This is a genomic window from Campylobacter sp. MIT 21-1684 (assembly GCF_026241315.1).
Lineage (GTDB): Bacteria > Campylobacterota > Campylobacteria > Campylobacterales > Campylobacteraceae > Campylobacter_D.
Genome location: NZ_JAPHNA010000004.1, coordinates 65,953 through 87,574, shown reverse-complemented (window position 1 = coordinate 87,574; position 21,622 = coordinate 65,953). Strand labels below are relative to the sequence as shown.

Sequence of the window (21,622 nt, the reverse complement as noted above, 5' to 3'; positions counted from 1 at the left end):
AAGAATTTGTTATGATTAGGAACTTTTAAATAATAAGGGGTTTGTAATGAGCAATGCTATCATAACCAAAATTTTGTGGTTTTTTGTAGCACTTTTGGGTGCATTTTGTTTTACTTATTTGGCTTTGCAAAATGGAGAATCTGTTTCAGCAGTTTATCTAGTCGTTGCTGCTTTGTGTATTTATATGATAGGATATAGATTTTACGGTCGTTTTGTAGCATACAAAGTTTTAGAGCTTGATAAGACAAGAGCCACACCGGCTCTTTTGCACAATGATGGACGTGATTTTGTACCTACAAATAAAATAGTTTTATTTGGACATCATTTTGCAGCTATTGCTGGGGCTGGTCCTTTAGTAGGTCCTATTCTTGCAGCACAAATGGGCTATTTGCCTTCTATGCTTTGGATTTTAGTAGGCGGTGTTTTTGCTGGTGCTGTACATGATTTTGTTGTTCTTTTTATCTCTACTCGTCGAAAGGGCAGATCTTTAGGCGAAATGATTAAAGATGAAATGGGGAATTTTACAGGCGGCGTTGCTATGGTTGCAATTTTTGGCATTATGCTTATTATTATTGCTATTTTATCTATGGTTGTTGTTAAAGCTTTAGCAGAGTCTCCTTGGGGTTTATTTACCATTGCTATGACCATTCCCATTGCTATTTTTATGGGAATTTATATGCGTTTTATTCGACCCGGAAAGATTGGTGAAGCATCTATTATCGGTTTTATTTTTCTTCTTTTGTCTATACATTATGGAGCAGAAGTGGCTTTACATCCTTATTGGAAAGAATTTTTTACTCTTGATGCTCCAACTTTAGCAATCATTATGATGATATACGGTTTTGTTGCGGCAATTTTACCTGTTTGGTTTTTGCTCGCGCCTAGGGATTATCTTTCTACATTTTTGAAAATTGGTGTTATTGTTGTGATGGCTGTGGCTATTGTTTTAGTTGCACCGGATTTACAAATGCCAAAAGCAAATACTCAATATTTTGATGGTAGTGGTCCTGTTTTTGCTGGTACAATTTTTCCTTTTTTATTTATCACTATAGCTTGCGGTGCTATTAGTGGTTTTCACGCACTCATTTCAAGTGGAACAACACCTAAAATGTTAGAAAATGAAACACACGCTTTAGCTGTAGGGTATGGTTCTATGCTTATGGAGAGTGCTGTAGCTATTATGGCTTTAATTTGTGCTTGTATTTTGCATCCCGGTTTATATTTTGCAATCAATTCTTCTGCAACTTTAATAGGCGCAGATGTAATGAGTGCTGCTGCAACTATTTCAACTTGGGGTTTTAGCATCAGTCCGGAAGAAATCGCTACTTTAACCACTAATATAGGAGAGCAAACTATACTTTCAAGAACAGGAGGAGCACCAACCTTTGCTATAGGTGTAGCTTTAATTTTACACGAACTTTTTGGTGGAGTTGATTTAATGGGCTTTTGGTACCATTTTGCGATTTTATTTGAAGCTCTGTTTATTTTAACAGCTGTTGATGCTGGGACAAGAGCGTGCAGATTTATGGTTCAAGATATTTTAGGGAATATATATAAACCTTTAGGTGATATTCATAGTATTAGCGCAGGAATCTTAGCCACAGCCTTAAGTGTTGGTGGTTGGGGGTATTTTCTTTATCAAGGAGCAATTGATCCAAAAGGTGGTATTTATACTCTTTGGCCTCTCTTTGGTGTAAGCAATCAAATGTTAGCAGGTATGGCTTTGCTTTTGGTAACAACTGTTTTGGTAAAAATGGGTAAAGCTAAATATACTTGGATAACTTTATTTCCAGCTATTTTTGTTCTTATAGCTACTCTTTATGGAGGTATTCAAAAGGTTCTCCCTTATAAGGAGGGCGATACAATTTCAAATGCAGTTTCTCATATTGCTGCTTTTACTATACAAAAAGAAAAAATAAAAACTTTAAAAACTGCATTGTTTTCTGCGAGCAGTGAAATTGAAAAAGAACAGATTGAAAAACAAATATATGCAGCTTCCCAAGCCAAATTTGCAAACATTCTTGATGCAGTGCTATGTGTATTTTTTATGATAACTACCTTGTTTGTTATATTTTCTTGTATAGGTATTTGTCTAGGAAAAATTACAATCCCATTAAAGGAAGATCCTTATGTTAGCATTAAATAAAATAATTTCGACAATGAAACTGCATTATGAAAGAGCTGAAAGATTCTTTCATCCTTTAGTCGGGTTGTCAAGTTATGATAAGTATTTAGAACATATGAAAGAAAAACATCCCAAAAGAATTCCTCAGAGTAGGTCAGAATTTTTTAAAGAATGTTTGGAGAGAAAATACAATAGTGGCGGTTTTAATAAATGCTGTTAATTTAATTTTATTGTTGTGAAAAATTCACGGATTCAAGAATCCGTGAATTTTTTTTAATTCATCGCTAATAGTCTTCTTTTTTCCGTGTTTATCAACACTGACATATGTTACTAAAGCTGAAGTTACATTAATACAAGAAGTACAACCAAATCCATCGACTCTTTGTGCATTCACTTCAACTTCAACACTAATCGAGGTATTTCCAACTTTTAGAATTTTTGCATAACACGAGACTATATCTCCAACATAAACAGGTTCTTTAAAAACAACCCTATCCATAGAAATGGTTACAACCCTTTCAGGTGAGAGTTCTCTTGCAGCTATTGCTCCAGAAAGATCGATTTGTGATAAAATCCATCCACCAAAAATGTTACCAGCCGGATTTGTATCTCCGGGCATTGCAACAATCTTTAATTTTGGTTCACCCATATTTTTCATCACTTTACTCCTTGTTAAAAAAAGTAATTATAATTAAAATTTTCAAATGTAAAGAGGGCTCAATGAATAATTTTAAAGAATTGTCAAAAATGGTTGCGGTTCGAAATAAAAAGTTTGCTTCAATGTATGATATTTTAGAAAACAATTTAAGCAATGAATGCATAGATAACTTAATTAAAATAAGCACTTTAAAACCTGAAAAAAATGTTATTTTAGCAGCTTTACGACGTTTGATTGATTTAAAAGAAGAAAATTTTGTAAAAGAATTGGAAAAGAAACATTTAAAAGAAGAACAAATCATTCATATAAAACATCTTTTATATGATGAAGTATGCAGATTTTATGAAAAAGAGCATCAAGAATTTATCAATGAGATAAAAGAAAAGAAAGTTTTGAATGAATTTTATCAGACCTTGATACAAGGAGTTCATAACATAGGTCTTGTAATGAATGCCTTTGAGAAGGTTTGGACTAGGGAGATTATAGAAAAGAATAATAAAATTTTAGATTCCATTTTTCCTAGTTTAGATGAGGCTTTACAATTTTTGAGTGAGAATGGTTTGTATCAAAGAGAACAAAATGGTCAAATGTGCGAAAGAAGTTACGGAGTTTTGGTAAGAATTGGCAATCTTTGGAGGTTTGTTTCGTATGCAGTATTTTTTGAAAATGAAATTTTAAAACTTGAATTTGCTTTTGATTCAATGCTTAATTCTTTGAGAAATCTTGCTTGTAATGAAGATGAATTAGCTTATATAGAGTATTTTACTAAACTTAAGGCAGCTTTTTGTGAAAAAGAAAATGATAGAGTTATAGCCGCTTGGCAAGAGGCTGAACTTGCTTGGTTGAAAGTAAAATCACCTTTGCAAGTCGGTCATCCTTTGGAGTATTATGAGGACAGTTACACTCACGCTGTGGCTTTAGAATGGGATTTAAGACTTCAAGATGAAAGGAATTTTGATTCTGCTTTGTTTATCAAGGAGATGAAAGAAAGCTTTTTAAGCGTATGCAAGCATATTGATATTGAAAATGTGCAGCTGCAAGATGAAGTGTGTATGAATATAGAAAGAACGCAGCTTTATATCTGCAATCCTGTCATTTTTTATGGTGCTGAGCTTAAAGGTTTGTTTTCGGCACAAGTTGTTCCAAATGATGAATTTGTCAGTAAGCAGGCAGGTAAAAAAATTTTTGCTTTTTTAAATTTTGTCTATGAAAATACTAAAAGTAAGCCTTTTATGCAGATTGCAACAGAAGTGTTTGATAAAGAATTTCTAACTTATGGTAGAGAGATTCTTTTTCATCGTAAGGAAATTTGGAAAAAAGTGTATGAAATTTCAACTTTAGGACATGAATTTGGACATATTTTCTTTACAGGTGAGAATACAGAAAAAAATATGAATAAAAGCGGTTTTTTTAAAAATATCGAGGAGTATAAGGCTACTGTAGGCGGACTTATTCATTTTTTTTATCACGAGAAAGAAGAGCTTAGATTGCCTGTTTTTCACGATCTTATTAAAAGAGCGGTTGGTCTTATTGCGTGGCAGAGAGTTGATGAGGTAAAAGCGTATTATACAGAAGGACTCATACATTTGACTTTATTGTTTGAAAGTGGAGCTTTATCTTTTCAACAGGGGAGTTTGAAAGTAGATTTTTCCTTGTGTGCTTATGAGAAATTTAAGAATGCAACTTTGCAAAATTATTATCAATTAGCAAAACATTATATTTTACAGCTTGATGCTAAGGATTTTTTAAGTCGTTTTTGTGTTTTAGAGAATGGATTGTTTTTACCAATTTTACCTGAATGTAAGGCTTTTGTGGAATTTTACTATGATTTATATGAAAAGATTGGCAACAAGCTAGATGAAAGTGGTGAATTTGAAAAATATAAAAAGACAAAGCAATAAAAAAATCTTAAAAAAGCTGTTTTATACTTGAAATTACTTTATAAATATGTTAGAATAACACATTTTAATAAAATTAAAGGAGCTTTTATGACTAAAGCGGATTTCATTTCAAAGGTCGCTCAAAATGCTGGGCTAACGAAAAAAGATGCTACCTCTGCTACTGATGCAGTGATTGAGACTATTACTGAAGTGTTAGCTAAAGGTGATACTATTAGTTTTATTGGTTTTGGAACTTTTTCAACAGCAGAAAGAGCCGCACGAGAAGCTAGAGTGCCAAGCACTGGTAAAACCGTTAAAGTTCCTGCGACTAGAGTTGCCAAATTCAAAGTAGGAAAAAACCTTAAAGAAGCTGTTGCTAATAAAGGTAAAAAGAAAAAATGACTTTTAAAGCTAGATTGAATTCTAGCTATTCTTCAAGCGATTCTGATTGTATATCTAGTTTTTGTAAAAATTAATAGATTATTAACAATAGCTCTAATAAGGATTTTTATGAGTATTTATAAAAGAGTAAGCGAATTAATAGGGAATACTCCAATACTTCAATTGGAAAAATATGGTGCGAATGTGTTTGCTAAATGTGAATTTTTAAATCCTAGTCATTCTATTAAAGACAGAGCTGCCTTTGAGATGTTAAAAGTAGCTTTAGATGAAGGTAGAATTAATCAAGATACAGTTGTTGTTGAAGCAACAAGTGGCAATATGGGAATTTCTTTGGCAATGATTTGTGCTGATTTAGGCCTTACTTTAATAATTACTATGCCAGAATCTATGAGTATAGAAAGACGTAAAATGATGACACTTTTTGGTGCTATCATAGAACTTACTCCAGCAAGTTTAGGGATGAAAGGCGCCTTAGATAAAGCAAATGAAATTCTAGCTCAAACGCCAAATTCTTTTATGCCATCTCAATTTGATAATTTGGCGAATAAAAATGCTCATAAAAGAACTACTGCGCAAGAAATTATACGGGATTTAGAGACAATAGATATTTTTGTAGCCGGTTTTGGTACAGGTGGAACTATTAGCGGTGTCGGTGAAGTTTTAAAAGAAAGATTGAAAGATGTAAGTATTATCGCTGTTGAACCTTTTGCTTCGCCACTTTTAAGTAAAGGAGAGGCTGGTCCTCATAAAATTCAAGGTATAGGGGCGAATTTTATTCCCGGAATTTTAAATAAAGAAATTATTGATGAGGTAATAACCGTAAGCAATGAAGATGCTATTCAGACAGCAAAAGAGCTTGCACAAAGTGGACTCATGGTAGGAATTTCAAGCGGAGCAAATGTTTATGCTGCAAGCTCTTTAGCTGAAAAATTTCCACAAAAAAGAATACTCACTATGCTCAATGATACTGCAGAACGTTATCTTTCTACCGATCTTTTTGCTTTTTGATTTATTTCAAAAAGCTTTTAAGTTCATTATAAAGTTCTTCTGGATTTAAATCGTTAATACTTTTGACAAATTTTCCTTTCTCATCGAACAAATAAAGCTCATTTGAATGAGCAATAGAATAAGACATAGCTGAATCTTTTAAATTGATTTTTTGATATGATACATTGTATTTTTTAGTAATTTTTTCTAATTCTTCTTCATTGTGGGCTATTAAAGCTGCGCTTTGGGGGTAAAAATATCTAAGCCATTCATTTGTCTTTTCTATATCGCCATCTCTAAGAGGATCTAAAGAGATAAAAAGCACATAAGCTTTTTCGCTGTGTATTTTTTTTAATTCTTTGCCAAGTAAAGCAAGAGTAGCAGGGCATACATCAGGACAAAAAGTATAACCAAAATATACAATAAGTTTTTTTCCTGCAAAATCTTTCAGTGTGGTTTGTTCTTTGAATTCAGATCTTAAGGAAAAATCATATTCTTTGTGATTTAAAAGAAAAAAGCTTATAATGATTAGAGCTGTAAGGAATATAAATGCTAAGATATTTTTCATTTTCGTAATTCAAAATCAAAAGAAAAAAGAATTTGCTGTTGTTGTTTTAATTCAGCCCTAAAACGCATAGAATCAAGCGTACAGGCTGCTAAAGCCATTTTACCTTCATAGTCTGTTTTGTTGATTTTGTTGAGTTTTGGTTTGATAGTTCCCATAAACATATTTAAGCCATAGATTTGAAGTTCTAAATCTTCATAATCTCCAAAATTTTTAATACTAAAATGTGTTACTTCTAGACTTTGTAAAGGCTTTGGAGAAAAAGATACTATAACTTTCTTGCCTTGAAAATCAAAAGCACAATCTTGCTTGTTTAAATCGCAAGATAAAGGTTGTGAAATATCGATATTTTCAAAAAGTCCTTTTGTATCTTTTAAAGCATAAAATTCAAAAAAAATATATGTAGCAATAAGAGCGAGACTAAAAATAAAGAAAAAAAGCAATTTTTTATTCAAGGCTTCTATTCTTTCACTGGAATATTTTCAAGCTTTATGCTTTCGTTGGTATCAAAGAAAAGTGTAACAGTGTTTTTTGTATTTTTATCTATTCTTTGGTGAATATTAAAAAGCATAATATGATCTCCACCAGATTTCAATTCTCTGCTTGAATTGGCTTTTATTACGATTTCTGGTACCGGGGTCATTACCATTGTATTATTTTTATGTATATGTGTATGTAATTCTGTAGCTTGGGCAAGATCTGTTTGAACATTAACAAGGGCTATATCTTTATTGCTTTTATTGTGAATAGTGAGAAAGATAGCTGTATTTTTTGCATTTGGTGGAGTTTTTTTGATAGAAGCATTTTGTATTTCGATATCTTGCGCAAAAAGAGTGAGAACGCAAACAAAATAGAGTAAAAACATTTTTTTCATTTTAGAATATTCCTTTACCTTAATAATTAATAATCATTATAAAGTTTTTTTGCTTTTAATTTCCTTTAAAATTATAAATCCTTTTTTAAGGAAAAAATAATATAATCAAAGTTTAATGTGAATTAAAATTATCTCTAGTTGTTTAAGGAAAAATATTGCTAAAAAAAATTATAGTAGTTTGTTTGATATTGGTCTGTACTCTTAAAGCTTCAAGTTTTGTTCAAATTTATCTTAATGAAGGTTTAAATGCTGTTGGCGTAGCTATTGAAAAAGAGCTTGCAAATAAAGATTTCTGGATAAAAGAATTGGGTGATAAAGATATTTCGTTTGGGTATTATAGCAATGATGTTGTTATAGTTCTTACAAATAAAACAGATAAGATACTTGGTGTATATTCCTATAAAGATGGAATTGTTACAAAAGAATTTGAACAAAAAGAGATTATTACAGGCTTAATGGGTGATAAACAAGTTGAAGGTGATTTGAAAACACCCATTGGTTTTTATGAGTTAGGACGTAAATTTAATCCCGGAGATCCTTATTATGGACCTTTTGCCTTTGCTACCACATATCCAAATTTATTTGATAAGGTTCAAGGTAAAACAGGTGGTGGTATTTGGATTCACGGCTACCCTTTAGATGGTTCAAGAATTGATGAATTTAAAACACGAGGCTGCATCGCATTATTTAATGATAATTTGCAAGATTTTGCTCGGATTGTAGAAAATAAAAAAGTTTATGTAATGACAGAAGAGAAAGAGAAAGTTAGGGCAAAAAAAGAAGATATTGCTTTGTTATTGGCTAGTCTTTTTGCTTGGAAACACGCTTGGACAGTAAGTGATATATCTAATTATTTAAGTTTTTATGATGAAGAAAAATTTAAACGTTTTGACAAAACTAGTTTTGCTCAATTTGCCTCAACTAAACGTTCCATTTTTTCTCGTAAAGAACAAAAAAGTATCAAATTTTCAAATATTAGCATCAGTCCTTATCCAAACTCAAATGGCGAGCTTATGTATAGGATTTCATTTTATGAAGATTATTATACAAAAAACTATCAATTCCGTGGCGATAAATTTCTTTATATAAGAATTAATAATGAAGGAAAAATGAAAATTGTAGCAGAACAATAATGTCTTTAATCAAACTTCACAAAGCTTCTTATGAATTTAATCTTGAAAAAATTGCTTCTAAAGCAGGCGGTTTTAATAAACTTATTTGTATTTTTAAAGACAATGCTTATGGACACGGTGCAAGACTCTTGGCGCCTGTAGCGAAAGAAAAAGGAATTTCTTTTATAGCTGTAAAAAATGAGCACGAAGCAAGAGAACTTGAAGATATTTTTGATTCTATTCTTATACTTTCGCACAGACCAAATGCAAATGAAAATCCACGATTTATCTATGCCTTAAATGAACCTTCAAAGATTAATGAGTATAAAAAAGGCACACGAATCCATCTTAAAATTGACACAGGAATGCACCGTAATGGTATTTACATAGAAGATTTACCAGAATTTTATAAAATTTTTAAACAAAAAGCTTTACAATTAGAAGGAGCTTTTACTCATTTTGCTAGTGCTGATGAATTGGATGGAAGTTTTTTCGTGCAGTATAAGAAGTTTCAAGAAGCTAAAGAGTTAATTAGGGGTTTGACTCGGAAACAACTTTTGTTTCACTCTTATAATTCTTCTGCTTTATTTAGAAATCCTTCCTTTCCGCAAGATGAGCTTTGTAGGGTTGGGCTTTCGCAGTTTGGATATACAGATGAAAGTTTGAAAAAAGTTTTACATCTTTATGCTCATAAGCTTAGTCAAAGAACACTCAAAAAAGGACAAAGTGTAGGTTATGGTCAAAGTTTTAGTGCGTCCAAAAAGCTTCAAATTGCTACTTATGATTTAGGTTATGCTGATGGATTGTTGCGTTACAATGGAGTAGGGGATTTGTACTTAGCAAATGGAAAAAAAATACTTGGTAGAATTTCTATGGATAGTTTTTCTTGTGAAGATGGAGGAGAAGAACTTTGTGTTTTTAACGATGCAAATATTTGGGCTAAGTTTTTTCAAACGATACCTTATGAAATATTAGTAAAACTTCATCCACAACTTCCTAGAATTCTTGTATAAATTATGTTTCATATCGTTCTTGTTCATCCTAGAATCCCACAAAATACAGGTAGTATAGGAAGAATGTGTTTTAATGCCGGTTTTACACTTCATATTGTAAAACCTAGTGTTTTTGATTTATCTCAAAAGGCTGTACAAAGAGCAGGGCTTGATTATTGGAGAAAGCTAAAACCTGTGATTTGGGAGAATTTAGAGAGCTTTTTACAGGCAAATTTACAGCACCAAAATCGTTTTTTCTTTGCAACGACAAAGGGTACAAAGCCATATTTTAAAGCTGAATTTCAAAAAGGAGATTTTTTATTTTTTGGAAGTGAGAGTTATGGTTTGCCCAAACATTTGCTTGATTTAAATTGGGATAATACTCTTATTATTCCGATGAAATCCTGTGGAAGAAGTTTGAATTTAGCGACAAGTGTAGGTGTTATTTCTTATGAAGCTTTAAGGCAGAATTTTGCTTTTTTTACCCCATAATAATATGTCTTAGTGATTGAGAATTTTATTGAGAAATTCTTTTAATCTTTCATCCTTTGGATTTTCAAAAATCTCATTTGGTTTCGCATCTATCGCGATTCTTCCTTTATCCATAAAAAACACACGGTTTGCAACATTTTTTGCAAAACCCATCTCGTGAGTAACTACAAGCATAGTTAAACCTTCATTTGCAAGATTTCTGATAATATTAAGTACTTCGCCTATCATTTCAGGATCAAGTGCTGAAGTTGGTTCGTCAAATAAAATAATATCAGGATTCATCATTAATACTCTTGCAATTGCTATCCTTTGTTTTTGACCCCCTGAAAGTTTATGAGGCATAACTTCTTCCTTTTCACTCAAGCCGACTTTTTGAAGAAGAAATTTTGCTTTTTCAAAAGCTTCTTGCTTTGTCAAAATTTTTGTTTTTATTGGCGCTAAACAGAGATTTTCTAAGACATTTTTATTATGAAAAAGATTAAAATGTTGAAACACCATAGAGACTTTTTGACGTATTTTGTTAATATCAGTACTTTTATCAAGTATATTAGTATTGTTGATGATAATTTCACCGCAGTCGGCTACTTCTAAGCGGTTTATACAACGCAAAAAAGTGCTTTTACCACTTCCACTTGGTCCTATAATCGCTAAAACATCGCCTTTATGAATGTGTGTATTGATATTTTGCAAGACTTCTAAATTCTCATATCTTTTATATATGTTTTTTATTTTAATCATTTTTAGCAAGTCTCGTTTCTATATGTTTTGCACAAAAGCTTAAGAATTTTACACTAGCGTAATAAACAAGTCCTGTGAAAATAATAGGATTAGGATTGTAAAGTATGGCTTGAAAACTTTTACTTTGCATAGTGATGTCAATTACACTAATAAAGCCAACTACAGAAGTTTCCTTAAAAAGCAAGATAAATTCATTTGAAAGAGCTGGAAGTATATTTTTAATAGCTTGTGGCAGAATAATTTCTTTCATAGAAGTACTGTAATTTAATCCCATAGCCCTAGCTGATTCCATCTGTCCTTCATCAACACTGTTGATTCCACTTCGTACAATTTCAGCGATATAAGCAGAGCTATTTAGCCCAAGTGCTAAAATAGCAGCGTAGAGATTGTCAAGAAAGGTGAAGAAAACAAAAGCAAATATCATAAGTTGTAAAATAACAGGTGTGCCTCGTATAATATCAATATATTCATCGATACAAAAATTCAATATTCGAATTTGAATACAACGCAAAAGAGCCAAGAAAAATCCAAGTACTAATCCGATCAAAGCAGCACAAAAGCTTAATAGTAAGGTTATAAGGTAGCTTTTGACATAGGCCGCAGCATTTTCAGTATAAGCGTAATGTACAGTTTCACCAGTTTTAACAGTTATAATTTCATAGGGAAAAGAAAAATAACCCCATAAGAAAAGAATGAGAAAAAAAACAATGATTTTTATATTTTTTTCACTCAAAATGCAACCTTAATAGTGGTATAAATCTTGAATTTTATACAAATATCTTTGCTTTTTCTTTAAAAATTTATGTTTTTGTGTTAGACTTTAAAGAAAGGGAGTTTATGAAGATTTTAAATTGTATAATGATTGTATTTTTTGTATGTTTAATGATGTTTTTAATTATAGGTTTTAACAGGCAGATGATTCAAAAAGCAAAAGAACGTGAGAAAAAATATAAAAAATTGAATAAAGGAGATGATAATGAGTAAAAAAGTTTTAATTCCTTTGGCACAAGGTTTTGAAGAGGCTGAATTTATAGGTATTGCTGATGTATTAAAGAGAGCAGCACATTTAAGTAACGCTTTAGAAGTAGTTATTGCTTCTTTAGATAAAGAGCTTGCAGTACAAGGGGCAAATGGTATTACAATACAAGCAGAATGCGTTCTTGATTCTTTACAGCTTGAAAGTTTTGATGCCATTGCTTTACCGGGAGGCTTTGAGGGTATGAATGCTCTTAAAAAGAATGCAATCATTCTAAATACCATTAAACAACTGCACTCCCAAGGAAAAATTGTTGCTGCTATTTGTGCTTCCCCTATAGTTTTGAATGAAGCAGGTGTTTTAGAGGGAGAATTCTCTTGCTATCCAAGTTGTGAAAATGGTCTTAATGGTACAAGAGTGGAAAAAGCCGTTGTTGTTAATAAAAATGTGATTACTTCAGCAGGTCCTGCAACAGCTATTTTATTTGGATTAGAACTTGTAAAAAAGCTTTGTGGCGATGAAGTGTATCAAACTTTATACAACGGTATGCTTGTACCTTTATCGAAACAAGGATAGTTATTTAATTTTTAAGGTTGTTTGTATGATGAAAGAAAAGGATATTGTCTTTGTCAATGGAGAATTTCTAAGGAGTACAGAAGCTACAATTAGTGTTTTTGATAGAGGCTTCCTTTTTGGCGATGGTGTTTATGAAGTACTACCTATTGTAGAAGGCAAAATCATTGATAGAGAAGAATTTTGGGAGAGGTTTAAACGAAGTCTCAAAGCTATTTCTCTTGAGATTCCCTATAAAGAAGATGAATTTGAAGAACTTATAAACCATTTGCTTGTCAAAAATTCTCTACAAGAAGGGGGTGTTTATATACAAATTACTCGAGGTATAGCTTCAAGAGAATTTGCTTTTTTAAAAGGTTTAAAACCTAGTATTTTCATTTTTGTCTTTGAATGCGATATTTTAAACAACAAAGCTGAAAAAAATGGTTTAAGTATAATAAGCGTACCTGATTTGCGTTGGAAGAGGCGAGATATTAAGACTATTTCACTTATAGCACAGTGTTATGCTAAACAAAAAGCTTTAGAAGCTGGTGCTGATGAGGCGTTTATGATAGAGAATGGTAAAGTAACTGAAGGTACAAGTTCTTCAGCTTTTATCATTAAAGACAAAACTCTCATTACAAAAGCTTTATCAAATGAAATTTTAGGTGGAATTCGTAGAAAAAATATACTTATTTTTGCCAAAGAACTTAATTTAAAGATATGTCAAAGAGCTTTCAGTATGAATGAAGTATATGAGGCTGATGAGGTTTTTATTTCAGCAGCTACTTTTTTACTCTTACCTGTTGTTAAAGCAGATTCAAGACTTATCAATGGTGGAAAAATAGGCGAATTTGTTCCAAAACTTCGCAAAAAGTATAAACAGAAAATTCTTGACGAAATTAAAACTCACTCTTTTTAAAATTTTCTAAATATCTTTCAATTTCCATTTTTTCTGTATCATTTAATGAGATAATAGAAACTTCTGCTAGTTTGCTAAGCAACAAATCTTCATTTTTAATTTCTTTTTTGCCTATCTCTAAACTTGTAAGAGCACTTTGTGAGAGAAGCAGTCTCTCATCTTTGCTTTTTCGAAGTCCCCAAATGCTGTGAAAGACACTATTTTGTCCTTGTATTTGTCCAACATAAAGCATAATATGCCCTTTCAAATAGAGCAAACTTAAATAAGGTTTTGCAAATTTGCTTAGAAATTCTTGTTTTTGAGTATTGTTGAGCAAACTTATATCAAAATGTGCGAAAGCATTTTTTTGGGGGAGGGAATTTCTAGGCAAGAAAAGTCCAAATCCAGAAAAAAGTTCTCGTAAAAGCAAAGAACAGTCTCGTTCAAAACTATAACCACCCCAACCATAAGGTAATCCTAAGGTTTGTGAAATTTGATTCTTAAGATTTGTACTATTAAACTGAAGAGGAAATTTTGCGGCACTATTTTTTGCAATGCGGAATTTATTTTTTCCTATTTTTCCATAAAAATAATGTTTGTCTTCTTTATAATATGGGTATAAGCTTCCTATTCTTGTTTCAAAGAAGAAAGTCCCATCTTCTTTGAAAACAGGTAATTTTTCTTTCAGAGGGGTGAGAAAGTGTAAATTTTCGTAAATCTTTACTCTTTCTTCACTGAAAAATTCTATATTTTGACTTTCGATAAAACCAAAACCGCTCTCACTCTGTACAAAAACATATTTTTTATCTTTGCTGTAATGAGAAATAAGGACAGCAGAGCCTATGTTAGCAATACTATCATTTGCATAGTCAAAAGGAATCCCTTCATTTTCTTTAAAAGGATCTTTTAAAATCGCCATTTGTGTTGGAAAATTTTTTAAGAGGCTATTTTGTATTACAAGAGCTTTTTTGTTGATTGTGCCTAATTGACTTACATTAGCATTTGCAATTTGTTTTTCAAACCAAGACAAAGGAATTCTTTGTTTGTTAAAAAAATAGTATTCATTTTTAGGATTTTTATAGATATCAAAAGACCAAAAAAATTCTTTAGCTTTTATATTTTTAAAACTGCTATGCCAAGGACTAAAGAAATGCTTCTTATAAGCTTTTTCATCAAAATGTACAGTGTCGCTTAATTGTGGTAAAAGCGTCGTATTTTGTTCAAATTCTAATGTTGCGTAATGAGAAATTTCATTTATTTCTTTACTATATGTTGTATTTTTTACAGCACAAGCACTTAGGACAAGTAATGAGAGGTAAATAAAAAAACGCATAGTAAAACCTTTAGATAATTAAAATGTTATAATTATACGACAAGGAAGTATAATGCTTGATAAATTGGAAAAAACTTTAAGGCATAATAACGTTTTTTTAAGTGGAGGAGCCGGGGTTGGTAAAAGTTTTTTAACTACCAAGCTCATTCGTTCGTATAAGAATAAAGGTAAAAATGTTATTGCTTTGGGTTCTACTGCTTTAAGTGCTTTTAATATTAATGGAGCAACTCTCCACAGTTTTTTTTGTTTAGGATTTTGTACTAACGCAACAGAGCTTGCTTCTTATGATAAAAAACAAAAAGAAAAGCTTGTTAAACTGAATGCAATTTTAAAAAAACTTGAACTTATTGTTATTGATGAGATTTCTATGGTGAGTGCGTTTGTTTTTGATATGATAGCCTTAAGACTTAAAAATTCTTTATTTAGCGGTACAATTTTACTTGTAGGTGATTTTTATCAACTTCCTCCTGTTATAAAAGAAAAGAGTGAGAATTTATTTTCAAGCTCTTATTATGCTTTTTCCTCTTTGTTTTGGGAAGAATTACAATGTGTCAATTTTGAACTTAGCTCTCCAAAAAGGACTGAAGATATGGAATTTTATAAACAGTTATCCTTTTTACGCAAGGGGGTTGCAAGTCAAAAAACTGTACAATATTTTGAAAATTTAGTAATCAATTCTGAAGAATTAGAACAATTAAGCGATCATTTTATTTTACTCTGTGGTGTTAATAAGAAAGTCAATTTTATAAACAATCAAAAACTCTCTGCTTTAAAAGGTGAGTTGTTTTCTTTTGAAGCTGAATGCAAAAAAGAAAAGGAGAATTTGAATGATTTAAGTTTGCAATCTTGGATTAAGGGTTTAAATGTGCTTGAAGTTTTACATCTTAAAATTGGAGCAAGAATAATATTTTGTTTAAATAATAAAGAACAAAATTATTATAATGGAGAGCAAGGTGTTGTTGATTCTGTTTTAGAAAATGATGGAGAGATTTGTATTCAAATTACAAAAAGTAATGGAGTAAAAATTGTACTTAAACCTTATGTTTTTACAATGCAAGAATTAATTAACAATGATGATACTTTAACAAATACTATTCTTGCAACTTTTAAGCAATTTCCTATTAAACTTGCTTATGCCATAACTATTCACAAAGCTCAAGGAATGAGTATTCAAAATCTTGTATGCGATATAGATAATGTTTTTGAAAACGCACAGCTTTATGTTGCTCTTTCTCGTGCGCTTAGACCTCAAGGATTGAAAATTTACTGTTCTAGAGGAAAGAATTTTAGAGAGTATTTTGGTAGTATTTTAAAATTTGATGAAACTGTTTCTCGTTTTTACAGGGAGAATCTTTTTCTGAATTTAGAATACAATTAAGGAGAAATAATGAAGAAAATATTTGTGTTTTTATTCCCTATGATTTTAAATGCAAATAGTTTAGAAATTAGCAAACTAAGAACGGACTTATATTCTAAGAGTACAACACATACTCTAAAAAAAGTTGAGCTTTCTTTAGAATTTGAAGGTGATAGTCTTGTTCCAAATGAAAAGAAAATTATTGATAGTGTTTATACTGTTATATCAGGTTTTTTTTATGAAGATCTTTTTACAGAACGTGGTAAAAATAATTTTAAAAATACTTTGGAAAAATTTATAGAAAAGAAATATAAATTGCAAATAGATAATATTTATATTTTATCTTTGAGTGGTGTAGAAAAATTTGACATAGAAGAATTGAAACGTTTTTTGCAAAGTACTGATGTTAAAGAGAAAAATACAAGTGCCATCATCGAAAATACTATTAATAATTTAGAAATTCCAAAAGTACAAATACCACAAGTCGATATGCTTTTTACTGGAGAAAAGCAAGAAAATGATGATCTTAATATAGAAAATTTAAACGTTCCTAAAATGACATTTGATATTGAGGAGAAGACAAAAGGAGCTTTAACAGAAAAAGCAGAGAGCAATCTTTCAAAGTTTCAATCTTTGAATAAACAAGAAGTTGAAAAACAAAGCAAAAATAATTTAAATGCACCATTCCAAATAGAATTTGATGATGAAAATACAAGTTTATGAATTCTTTGAATGTATAAACTTAATACACTTTGTCATAATTTTTTGGGAATTGAGGTACAAAAATATTCTCATTTATAGGAAAATCTTTCTTTTGATTTGAAAGGTTGATGGTAATTATATTATCAAATTCATCATTATAATTTATGCTTTGAATTTGTTCTTTGTTTAAAATTATTGTATAGGTTTTATCTTCATAATGTGCTATTAATTTGTTTTTGTCAATCATTGTGGCTTCTTTGAAAATTTCATTTAAATTTGGAATATTTTGCAAGGTGGAAAATATGACTTGTTCTAAGTCGTGTTCAACTATGGTAATATGGTGTTGATTGATATAAATCTCTTTTTTTGTTGGACTTGTGTAACTCCAAAATGCTTTTTGTTTGGTTAAAACAAAGGAACCTCTATATGACAAGGTAGAATTTTTTGTTTTGATTGTTTGAGTAAAATCGCTTGAAAAGGTATTGAAATCAAAAGCGAAAAGTTGTATAGAGAGAGTAAAAAAAAACACGATTTTTTTCATACTTTTCTTTTTTTCCTTATGTAAAGTTGGACAGAAATTCTAGCTAAATTAATTAAATAATCGTTATAATAAAAGCTTTAAAATCAATTTTGACAAAATATAAAAGGTTGTGTAATGTTTTTAAGCACCTTAAAAGCAGTATTTGGGACGAAAAATGAACGCGAGTTGAAAAAATATACTAAAAGAGTTGAGCTGATTAATGCTTTAGAAAAGAAATACAGCATTTTGAGTGACGAAGATCTTCAAGCAGAATTTGCAAAACTTAAAAATCAAATTCAAAATGAAGAAAAAAATGAAGATGAAGTTTTAAATGATGTTTTTGCCATAGTGAGAGAAGTTGGAAAACGGACTTTAAATATGCGTCATTTTGATGTACAGCTTATTGGCGGTATGGTATTGCACGATGGCAAGATTGCTGAAATGAAAACAGGAGAAGGAAAAACGCTTGTAGCAACTTTACCTGTGGTTTTAAATGCTATGAGTGGAAAAGGGGTGCATATTGTAACTGTAAATGATTATTTGGCAAAAAGAGACTCTGAACAAATGAGCGCTATTTATAATTTTTTGGGCTTTTCAGTTGGTGTTGTGCTTTCTTCTCAAAATAGCGATATGCTTCATAAGCAAGCTTATGAATGTGATATTACCTATGGAACAAATAATGAGTTCGGTTTTGATTATTTGCGTGATAATATGAAGTTTTCCTCAAAAGAAAAAACTCAAAAAGAGCACCATTTTGTTATAGTGGATGAGGTTGATAGTATTTTAATTGATGAAGCAAGGACACCACTTGTTATTAGCGGTTCTACAAGCCGTACTTTGGATGGCTACATTAAAGCAAATGAGGTGGCTAAACAAATGAAACGAGGTGAAGTAGTTGAATCTAAACCTACAGGTGATTTTATTGTTGATGAAAAAAGTCGTACCATTTTAATCACTGAAGAAGGTATAGCCAAAGCTGAAAAGCTTTATGGAGTAGAAAATTTATACAGCCTTGATAATGCAATTTTAGCACATCAGCTTGATCAAGCTTTAAAGGCTCATACTTTGTTTGAAAAAGATGTGCATTATGTCTTACGAAATAATGAAGTTATCATTGTAGATGAATTTACGGGTAGATTAAGCGAAGGTAGACGTTTTAGCGACGGCTTACATCAAGCTTTAGAGGCGAAAGAAAATGTAAAAATTCAAGAAGAAAGTCAAACTTTAGCTGATATTACTTTTCAAAATTATTTTAGAATGTATAAAAAACTCGCAGGTATGACAGGAACAGCTCAAACAGAAGCAAGTGAATTTTCACAAATTTATAATCTTGATGTTGTTTCTATTCCTACCAATGTACCCATTAAAAGAATAGATAAAGATGATTTAATTTATAAAACACAAAATGAGAAATTTAAAGCTGTAATCGAAGAGATAAAGAAAGCAAATTCGAAAGGACAGCCTGTTTTAGTAGGAACAGCAAGTATAGAACGAAGTGAAGTGTTTCATACTATGCTTGTTAAAGAGAAAATTCCTCATCACGTCTTAAATGCAAAAAATCACGAACAAGAAGCCCTTGTTATAGCTGATGCTGGAAAAAAAGGTGCTGTTACCATAGCTACAAATATGGCAGGACGCGGGGTGGATATAAAAATTGATGATGAAGTAAGAAAATTAGGTGGGCTTTATATCATAGGCACAGAAAGACACGAAAGCAGACGTATTGATAACCAGTTACGTGGTCGTTCAGGACGTCAAGGCGATCCCGGTATAAGTCGTTTTTACCTTAGTCTTGAAGACAATCTTTTGAGGATTTTTGGAGGCGATAGGATTAAAAGTATTATGGATAGACTTGGAATTAAAGAAGGTGAAAGCATAGAGTCAAGCATAGTAACACGAGCAGTACAAAATGCACAAAAGAAAGTAGAGAGTTTGCATTTTGAAAGTAGAAAACATTTACTTGAATATGATGATGTAGCAAATGAACAAAGAAAAACGATCTATCGTTACCGCAATGAACTTTTAGATGAAAAATATAATATAGGAGCGAAAATTTCTCAAAATATTAGCGAGTATGTCGAAAATATAATAAGTGAATACTTCTCTGATGAAAATGTAGCAGAGTTTGATTTTGAAAATTTAAAGGTAAAAATTCTTTATGAATGTTCTACCGAATTACAATCAAGTGATTTTAAAAATTTAGATAGAATGCAAATCGAACAAAAATTAAAAGAAATTTTGATGTCTTCTTATAAAAAGAAAATGCAAAATGTTCCAGAAAATGAGCTTTGCAACTTAGAACGTATTTTGTATTTGCAGGTTCTTGATACTGCTTGGAGAGAACATTTATATCAAATGGATATTTTAAAGACAGGTATAGGGCTTCGTGGATACAATCAAAAAGATCCTTTGGTAGAGTATAAAAAGGAAAGTTACAATCTTTTTTTAGATCTTGTTAATCGCATAAAATTCGACAGTGTTAAAGTGCTTTTTAGCGTACAAATGCAACAAAATCAAACTGATGATTTTCAGCAAAAAGCTTTGCAGAAAAATGAAAGGTTTTTACAAAGCACTATTGAATTAAGAGACGATAAAAATGTTTTAGCAGAAACCCCATTGAAAAAAGTTCCAAGAAATTCTCCTTGCCCGTGTGGTAGTGGGAAAAAATTTAAAGAATGTCACGGAAAAGGTGGTCCAAAACAAGGGATTTTAGCTTGAGTGTTTGTCGGTATTTGCTTTTTAAATATTTGCGTTTTGACAAAGAACAACCTTTTATCAATCTCTCTATGATTTTGGCTTTTTTAGGAGTTTGCGTAGGACTTTGTGTTTTGCTTGTTGCAATGGCTATTATGAATGGTTTTGATAAAGAATTTCAGAAGAGATTTTTTGTAATGAGCTATCCTATCACTATTTTGCCTAAATTTTATACATCTATAAATGAAAATTTATTACATCAGCTTAAAACACATTTTCCTAATCTTTTTTTTAGTCCTTATCAAAGTACTCAAGTAGCAATAAGAGGAGAAAATCGTTTTGATGGAGCTGTAGTTTTTGGTGTCAATTTTCAAGATGAAATTCTTGTAAATGAAGTACTTAGCAAAGCTTTAAAAGAACAAAATATCAGTTCTTTTGATATAGTAATAGGTTCAGTACTTGCTGATGAGCTTGATTTAAAAGAAGGAGATAAACTTTCTCTCATCTTTGCGAATTTAAATCCTAGCGGGTTTTCTTTAATGCCTCAGAGCAAACGTTTTGATGTTAAAGCTCAATTTACTTCAGGTCTTGCTTTTTATGATAAGGCTTATATGTATGTTGATATAAACACTCTAAACAAAGTTCTTCATTCTTCTTATAAATACGATGGAATTCACATTTTCAGCAAGGATGCTTTTAGTGATGTGAAAGCTTTAAAACAATTTTTACAAGATGATTATATTGTTGTGGGATGGTGGGAACAAAATAAAAATATCTTTTCAGCTTTAGAGCTTGAAAAAAGAGCACTTTTTATAGTATTAATGCTTATTATTATTGTAGCAAGCTTGAATATAGTGAGTTCTTTATTGATGATAGTGATGAACAGGCGGAATGAAATTGCTCTTTTACTTGCACTTGGTGCAAGTAAAAACGAGATTAAGAAAAGTTTTTTTACATTAGGAATGCTTATTGGCGGAAGCGGAGTATTACTTGGCATAGTTTTAGCTTTTATAATTCTTTGGATTTTAGGAAATTTTGATATTATCAGTTTGCCTGCTGATGTGTATGGTATAAGCAAATTGCCTCTTGATTTATCGTTATTTGATTTTTTATTAGCTGTAATAGGTGCTTTATGTATCATAGCCTTGTCTTCTTTTTATCCTGCGAAAAAGGCAGCGGAATTAAATATTTTAGACACTTTGAGAAATGAGTAGCGATTCTTGTGAAATCTTATTTTCCTTGAAATTAAAAATACAGTTTCTTTCTATAACGCCATCAAGCCCTATTTTGTAAGCTTTATGGAGATTTTTTATCTTTTTTACTAGCAAGAGGGTTTTGCTATCAAAAAGATAAAATTCAGCTGCTTTTGCCCCAAACTTGGCAAGTTTCTTATCGTTAAAGAGAAGAAACTTTGCCCCTAAAGCATTGCTTAAAAAAATATCGTCAGTGTTTTGTATAAGGACTGCAAAATCAAAGCCTTTGGCTTGAGAATTGTGAATTAATTTTGTGTCATAAAAAAAACATAGCACTGTTTTTTTGTTTGTAAAATGTCTCGAAAAATTAAAAGAATCTATCCATAAAAATTCCAGCATTGTTGATTTATCGTATATAAGCATTGTTCTTCCTTATAAATTAAGATTTATATTGTAACAAAACATTATATTGATTTCGTATGAATTTTCATCGCGTGTTTTAGGTTGAGACTTATAAGTTCTTTGTTGTAAATAAAAAATATAGCTCAAACTTGACAATAAAAATGTAT

24 protein-coding genes are annotated in these 21,622 nt (G+C 31.0%); 15 read left to right on the top strand and 9 right to left on the bottom strand.

The annotated features are described in order from the left end of the window. Positions 1-46: 46 nt before the first annotated feature. A complete protein-coding gene (locus OQH62_RS02980) occupies positions 47-2,146 on the top strand; it encodes a carbon starvation CstA family protein (RefSeq protein ID WP_266013573.1) in 2,100 nt (699 codons plus the stop codon). Further along, positions 2,130-2,345 carry a KCU-star family selenoprotein gene (kcuS, locus tag OQH62_RS02975; protein WP_266013569.1) on the top strand — a complete coding sequence of 72 codons (216 nt, stop codon included), beginning with the start codon at positions 2,130-2,132 and terminating at the stop codon, positions 2,343-2,345. The genes OQH62_RS02980 and kcuS overlap by 17 nt, the downstream gene beginning before the upstream one ends. 24 nt (positions 2,346-2,369) lie before the next feature. Here the strand turns inward: kcuS and OQH62_RS02970 are convergent, their stop codons facing one another. Further along, a complete protein-coding gene (locus tag OQH62_RS02970; RefSeq protein WP_266013566.1) occupies positions 2,370-2,783 on the bottom strand; it encodes an acyl-CoA thioesterase in 414 nt (137 codons plus the stop codon). Between the two features lie 62 nt (positions 2,784-2,845). Here OQH62_RS02970 and ciaB point away from each other — a divergent pair, with 62 nt between their 5' ends. The 3 genes from ciaB (at position 2,846) to cysK (ending at position 6,073) form a co-directional block, all read left to right on the top strand. Continuing rightward, positions 2,846-4,684 (top strand): invasion protein CiaB, encoded by a 1,839-nt coding sequence (gene ciaB / locus OQH62_RS02965; RefSeq protein WP_266013563.1) that lies wholly within the window; start codon positions 2,846-2,848, stop codon positions 4,682-4,684. 87 nt (positions 4,685-4,771) lie between these two features. After that, positions 4,772-5,065 carry an HU family DNA-binding protein gene (locus OQH62_RS02960; protein ID WP_266013560.1) on the top strand — a complete coding sequence of 98 codons (294 nt, stop codon included), beginning with the start codon at positions 4,772-4,774 and terminating at the stop codon, positions 5,063-5,065. 108 nt (positions 5,066-5,173) lie between these two features. After that, positions 5,174-6,073, top strand: a complete 900-nt coding sequence (cysK, locus tag OQH62_RS02955; protein ID WP_266013558.1) for a cysteine synthase A — start codon at positions 5,174-5,176, stop codon at positions 6,071-6,073. Position 6,074: 1 nt separating this feature from the next. Here the strand turns inward: cysK and OQH62_RS02950 are convergent, their stop codons facing one another. From OQH62_RS02950 to OQH62_RS02940, 3 genes are read right to left on the bottom strand one after another with little or no spacing between them, the layout of a single operon-like run. Next, positions 6,075-6,620 carry an SCO family protein gene (locus OQH62_RS02950; RefSeq protein ID WP_266013555.1) on the bottom strand — a complete coding sequence of 182 codons (546 nt, stop codon included), beginning with the start codon at positions 6,618-6,620 and terminating at the stop codon, positions 6,075-6,077. Further along, entirely contained in the window at positions 6,617-7,072 is a 456-nt protein-coding gene (locus OQH62_RS02945; protein ID WP_266013553.1) for a hypothetical protein, read from the bottom strand. Before OQH62_RS02945 ends, OQH62_RS02950 begins: the two co-directional genes overlap by 4 nt. Before the next feature lie 5 nt (positions 7,073-7,077). Next, positions 7,078-7,491, bottom strand: a complete 414-nt coding sequence (locus OQH62_RS02940) for a copper chaperone PCu(A)C (RefSeq protein ID WP_266013551.1) — start codon at positions 7,489-7,491, stop codon at positions 7,078-7,080. A gap of 155 nt (positions 7,492-7,646) precedes the next feature. Between OQH62_RS02940 and OQH62_RS02935 the strand changes: the two genes are divergently transcribed. Genes OQH62_RS02935 through OQH62_RS02925 form a run of 3 tightly spaced genes read left to right on the top strand, consistent with a single transcriptional unit; the run spans position 7,647 to position 10,087 of the window. Then, positions 7,647-8,624 (top strand): L,D-transpeptidase family protein, encoded by a 978-nt coding sequence (locus OQH62_RS02935; protein ID WP_266013549.1) that lies wholly within the window; start codon positions 7,647-7,649, stop codon positions 8,622-8,624. Next, on the top strand, positions 8,624-9,616 hold the full coding sequence (locus OQH62_RS02930; RefSeq protein ID WP_266013547.1) for an alanine racemase: 993 nt from the start codon (positions 8,624-8,626) through the stop codon (positions 9,614-9,616). Before OQH62_RS02935 ends, OQH62_RS02930 begins: the two co-directional genes overlap by 1 nt. 3 nt (positions 9,617-9,619) lie before the next feature. Next, positions 9,620-10,087, top strand: a complete 468-nt coding sequence (locus OQH62_RS02925) for a tRNA (cytidine(34)-2'-O)-methyltransferase (protein ID WP_266013544.1) — start codon at positions 9,620-9,622, stop codon at positions 10,085-10,087. Between the two features lie 9 nt (positions 10,088-10,096). On the opposite strand, the gene OQH62_RS02920 is transcribed toward OQH62_RS02925, so the two are convergent. Further along, a complete protein-coding gene (locus OQH62_RS02920) occupies positions 10,097-10,825 on the bottom strand; it encodes an amino acid ABC transporter ATP-binding protein (protein WP_266013541.1) in 729 nt (242 codons plus the stop codon). Continuing rightward, on the bottom strand, positions 10,818-11,558 hold the full coding sequence (locus OQH62_RS02915) for an amino acid ABC transporter permease (protein WP_266013538.1): 741 nt from the start codon (positions 11,556-11,558) through the stop codon (positions 10,818-10,820). Before OQH62_RS02915 ends, OQH62_RS02920 begins: the two co-directional genes overlap by 8 nt. A gap of 104 nt (positions 11,559-11,662) precedes the next feature. Between OQH62_RS02915 and OQH62_RS02910 the strand changes: the two genes are divergently transcribed. The 3 genes from OQH62_RS02910 to OQH62_RS02900 are packed head-to-tail and all read left to right on the top strand — an operon-like array spanning position 11,663 to position 13,275. Next, positions 11,663-11,809, top strand: coding sequence for a hypothetical protein (locus tag OQH62_RS02910; protein ID WP_266013535.1), 147 nt, complete (start codon positions 11,663-11,665; stop codon positions 11,807-11,809). Further along, positions 11,802-12,377 carry a DJ-1 family glyoxalase III gene (locus OQH62_RS02905; RefSeq protein WP_266013531.1) on the top strand — a complete coding sequence of 192 codons (576 nt, stop codon included), beginning with the start codon at positions 11,802-11,804 and terminating at the stop codon, positions 12,375-12,377. Before OQH62_RS02910 ends, OQH62_RS02905 begins: the two co-directional genes overlap by 8 nt. 25 nt (positions 12,378-12,402) lie before the next feature. Beyond that, positions 12,403-13,275: an aminotransferase class IV gene (locus OQH62_RS02900; protein WP_266013528.1), complete on the top strand. Its 873-nt coding sequence runs from the start codon at positions 12,403-12,405 to the stop codon at positions 13,273-13,275. Here the strand turns inward: OQH62_RS02900 and OQH62_RS02895 are convergent. Beyond that, on the bottom strand, positions 13,256-14,587 hold the full coding sequence (locus OQH62_RS02895) for an SH3 domain-containing C40 family peptidase (protein WP_266013525.1): 1,332 nt from the start codon (positions 14,585-14,587) through the stop codon (positions 13,256-13,258). The genes OQH62_RS02900 and OQH62_RS02895 overlap by 20 nt on opposite strands. 52 nt (positions 14,588-14,639) lie before the next feature. Here OQH62_RS02895 and OQH62_RS02890 point away from each other — a divergent pair, with 52 nt between their 5' ends. Both OQH62_RS02890 and OQH62_RS02885 read left to right on the top strand, forming a co-directional pair. Further along, positions 14,640-15,965, top strand: a complete 1,326-nt coding sequence (locus OQH62_RS02890) for an ATP-dependent DNA helicase (RefSeq protein ID WP_266013520.1) — start codon at positions 14,640-14,642, stop codon at positions 15,963-15,965. A 9-nt stretch (positions 15,966-15,974) separates the two neighbouring features. Beyond that, complete coding sequence (locus OQH62_RS02885; protein WP_323053599.1) at positions 15,975-16,667, top strand: hypothetical protein; 693 nt, start codon at positions 15,975-15,977, stop codon at positions 16,665-16,667. Positions 16,668-16,686: 19 nt separating this feature from the next. Here OQH62_RS02885 and lolA read toward each other — a convergent pair whose 3' ends face one another. After that, on the bottom strand, positions 16,687-17,187 hold the full coding sequence (lolA, locus tag OQH62_RS02880; protein WP_266013517.1) for a LolA-like outer membrane lipoprotein chaperone: 501 nt from the start codon (positions 17,185-17,187) through the stop codon (positions 16,687-16,689). Positions 17,188-17,301: 114 nt separating this feature from the next. Between lolA and secA the strand changes: the two genes are divergently transcribed. Continuing rightward, a complete protein-coding gene (secA, locus tag OQH62_RS02875; RefSeq protein WP_266013514.1) occupies positions 17,302-19,884 on the top strand; it encodes a preprotein translocase subunit SecA in 2,583 nt (860 codons plus the stop codon). Beyond that, a complete protein-coding gene (locus OQH62_RS02870; RefSeq protein WP_266013511.1) occupies positions 19,881-21,074 on the top strand; it encodes an ABC transporter permease in 1,194 nt (397 codons plus the stop codon). The genes secA and OQH62_RS02870 overlap by 4 nt, the downstream gene beginning before the upstream one ends. Here the strand turns inward: OQH62_RS02870 and OQH62_RS02865 are convergent. Continuing rightward, entirely contained in the window at positions 21,051-21,476 is a 426-nt protein-coding gene (locus OQH62_RS02865) for a hypothetical protein (RefSeq protein ID WP_266013508.1), read from the bottom strand. The two genes, OQH62_RS02870 and OQH62_RS02865, sit on opposite strands and share 24 nt — an antisense overlap. Positions 21,477-21,622 lie beyond the last annotated feature (146 nt).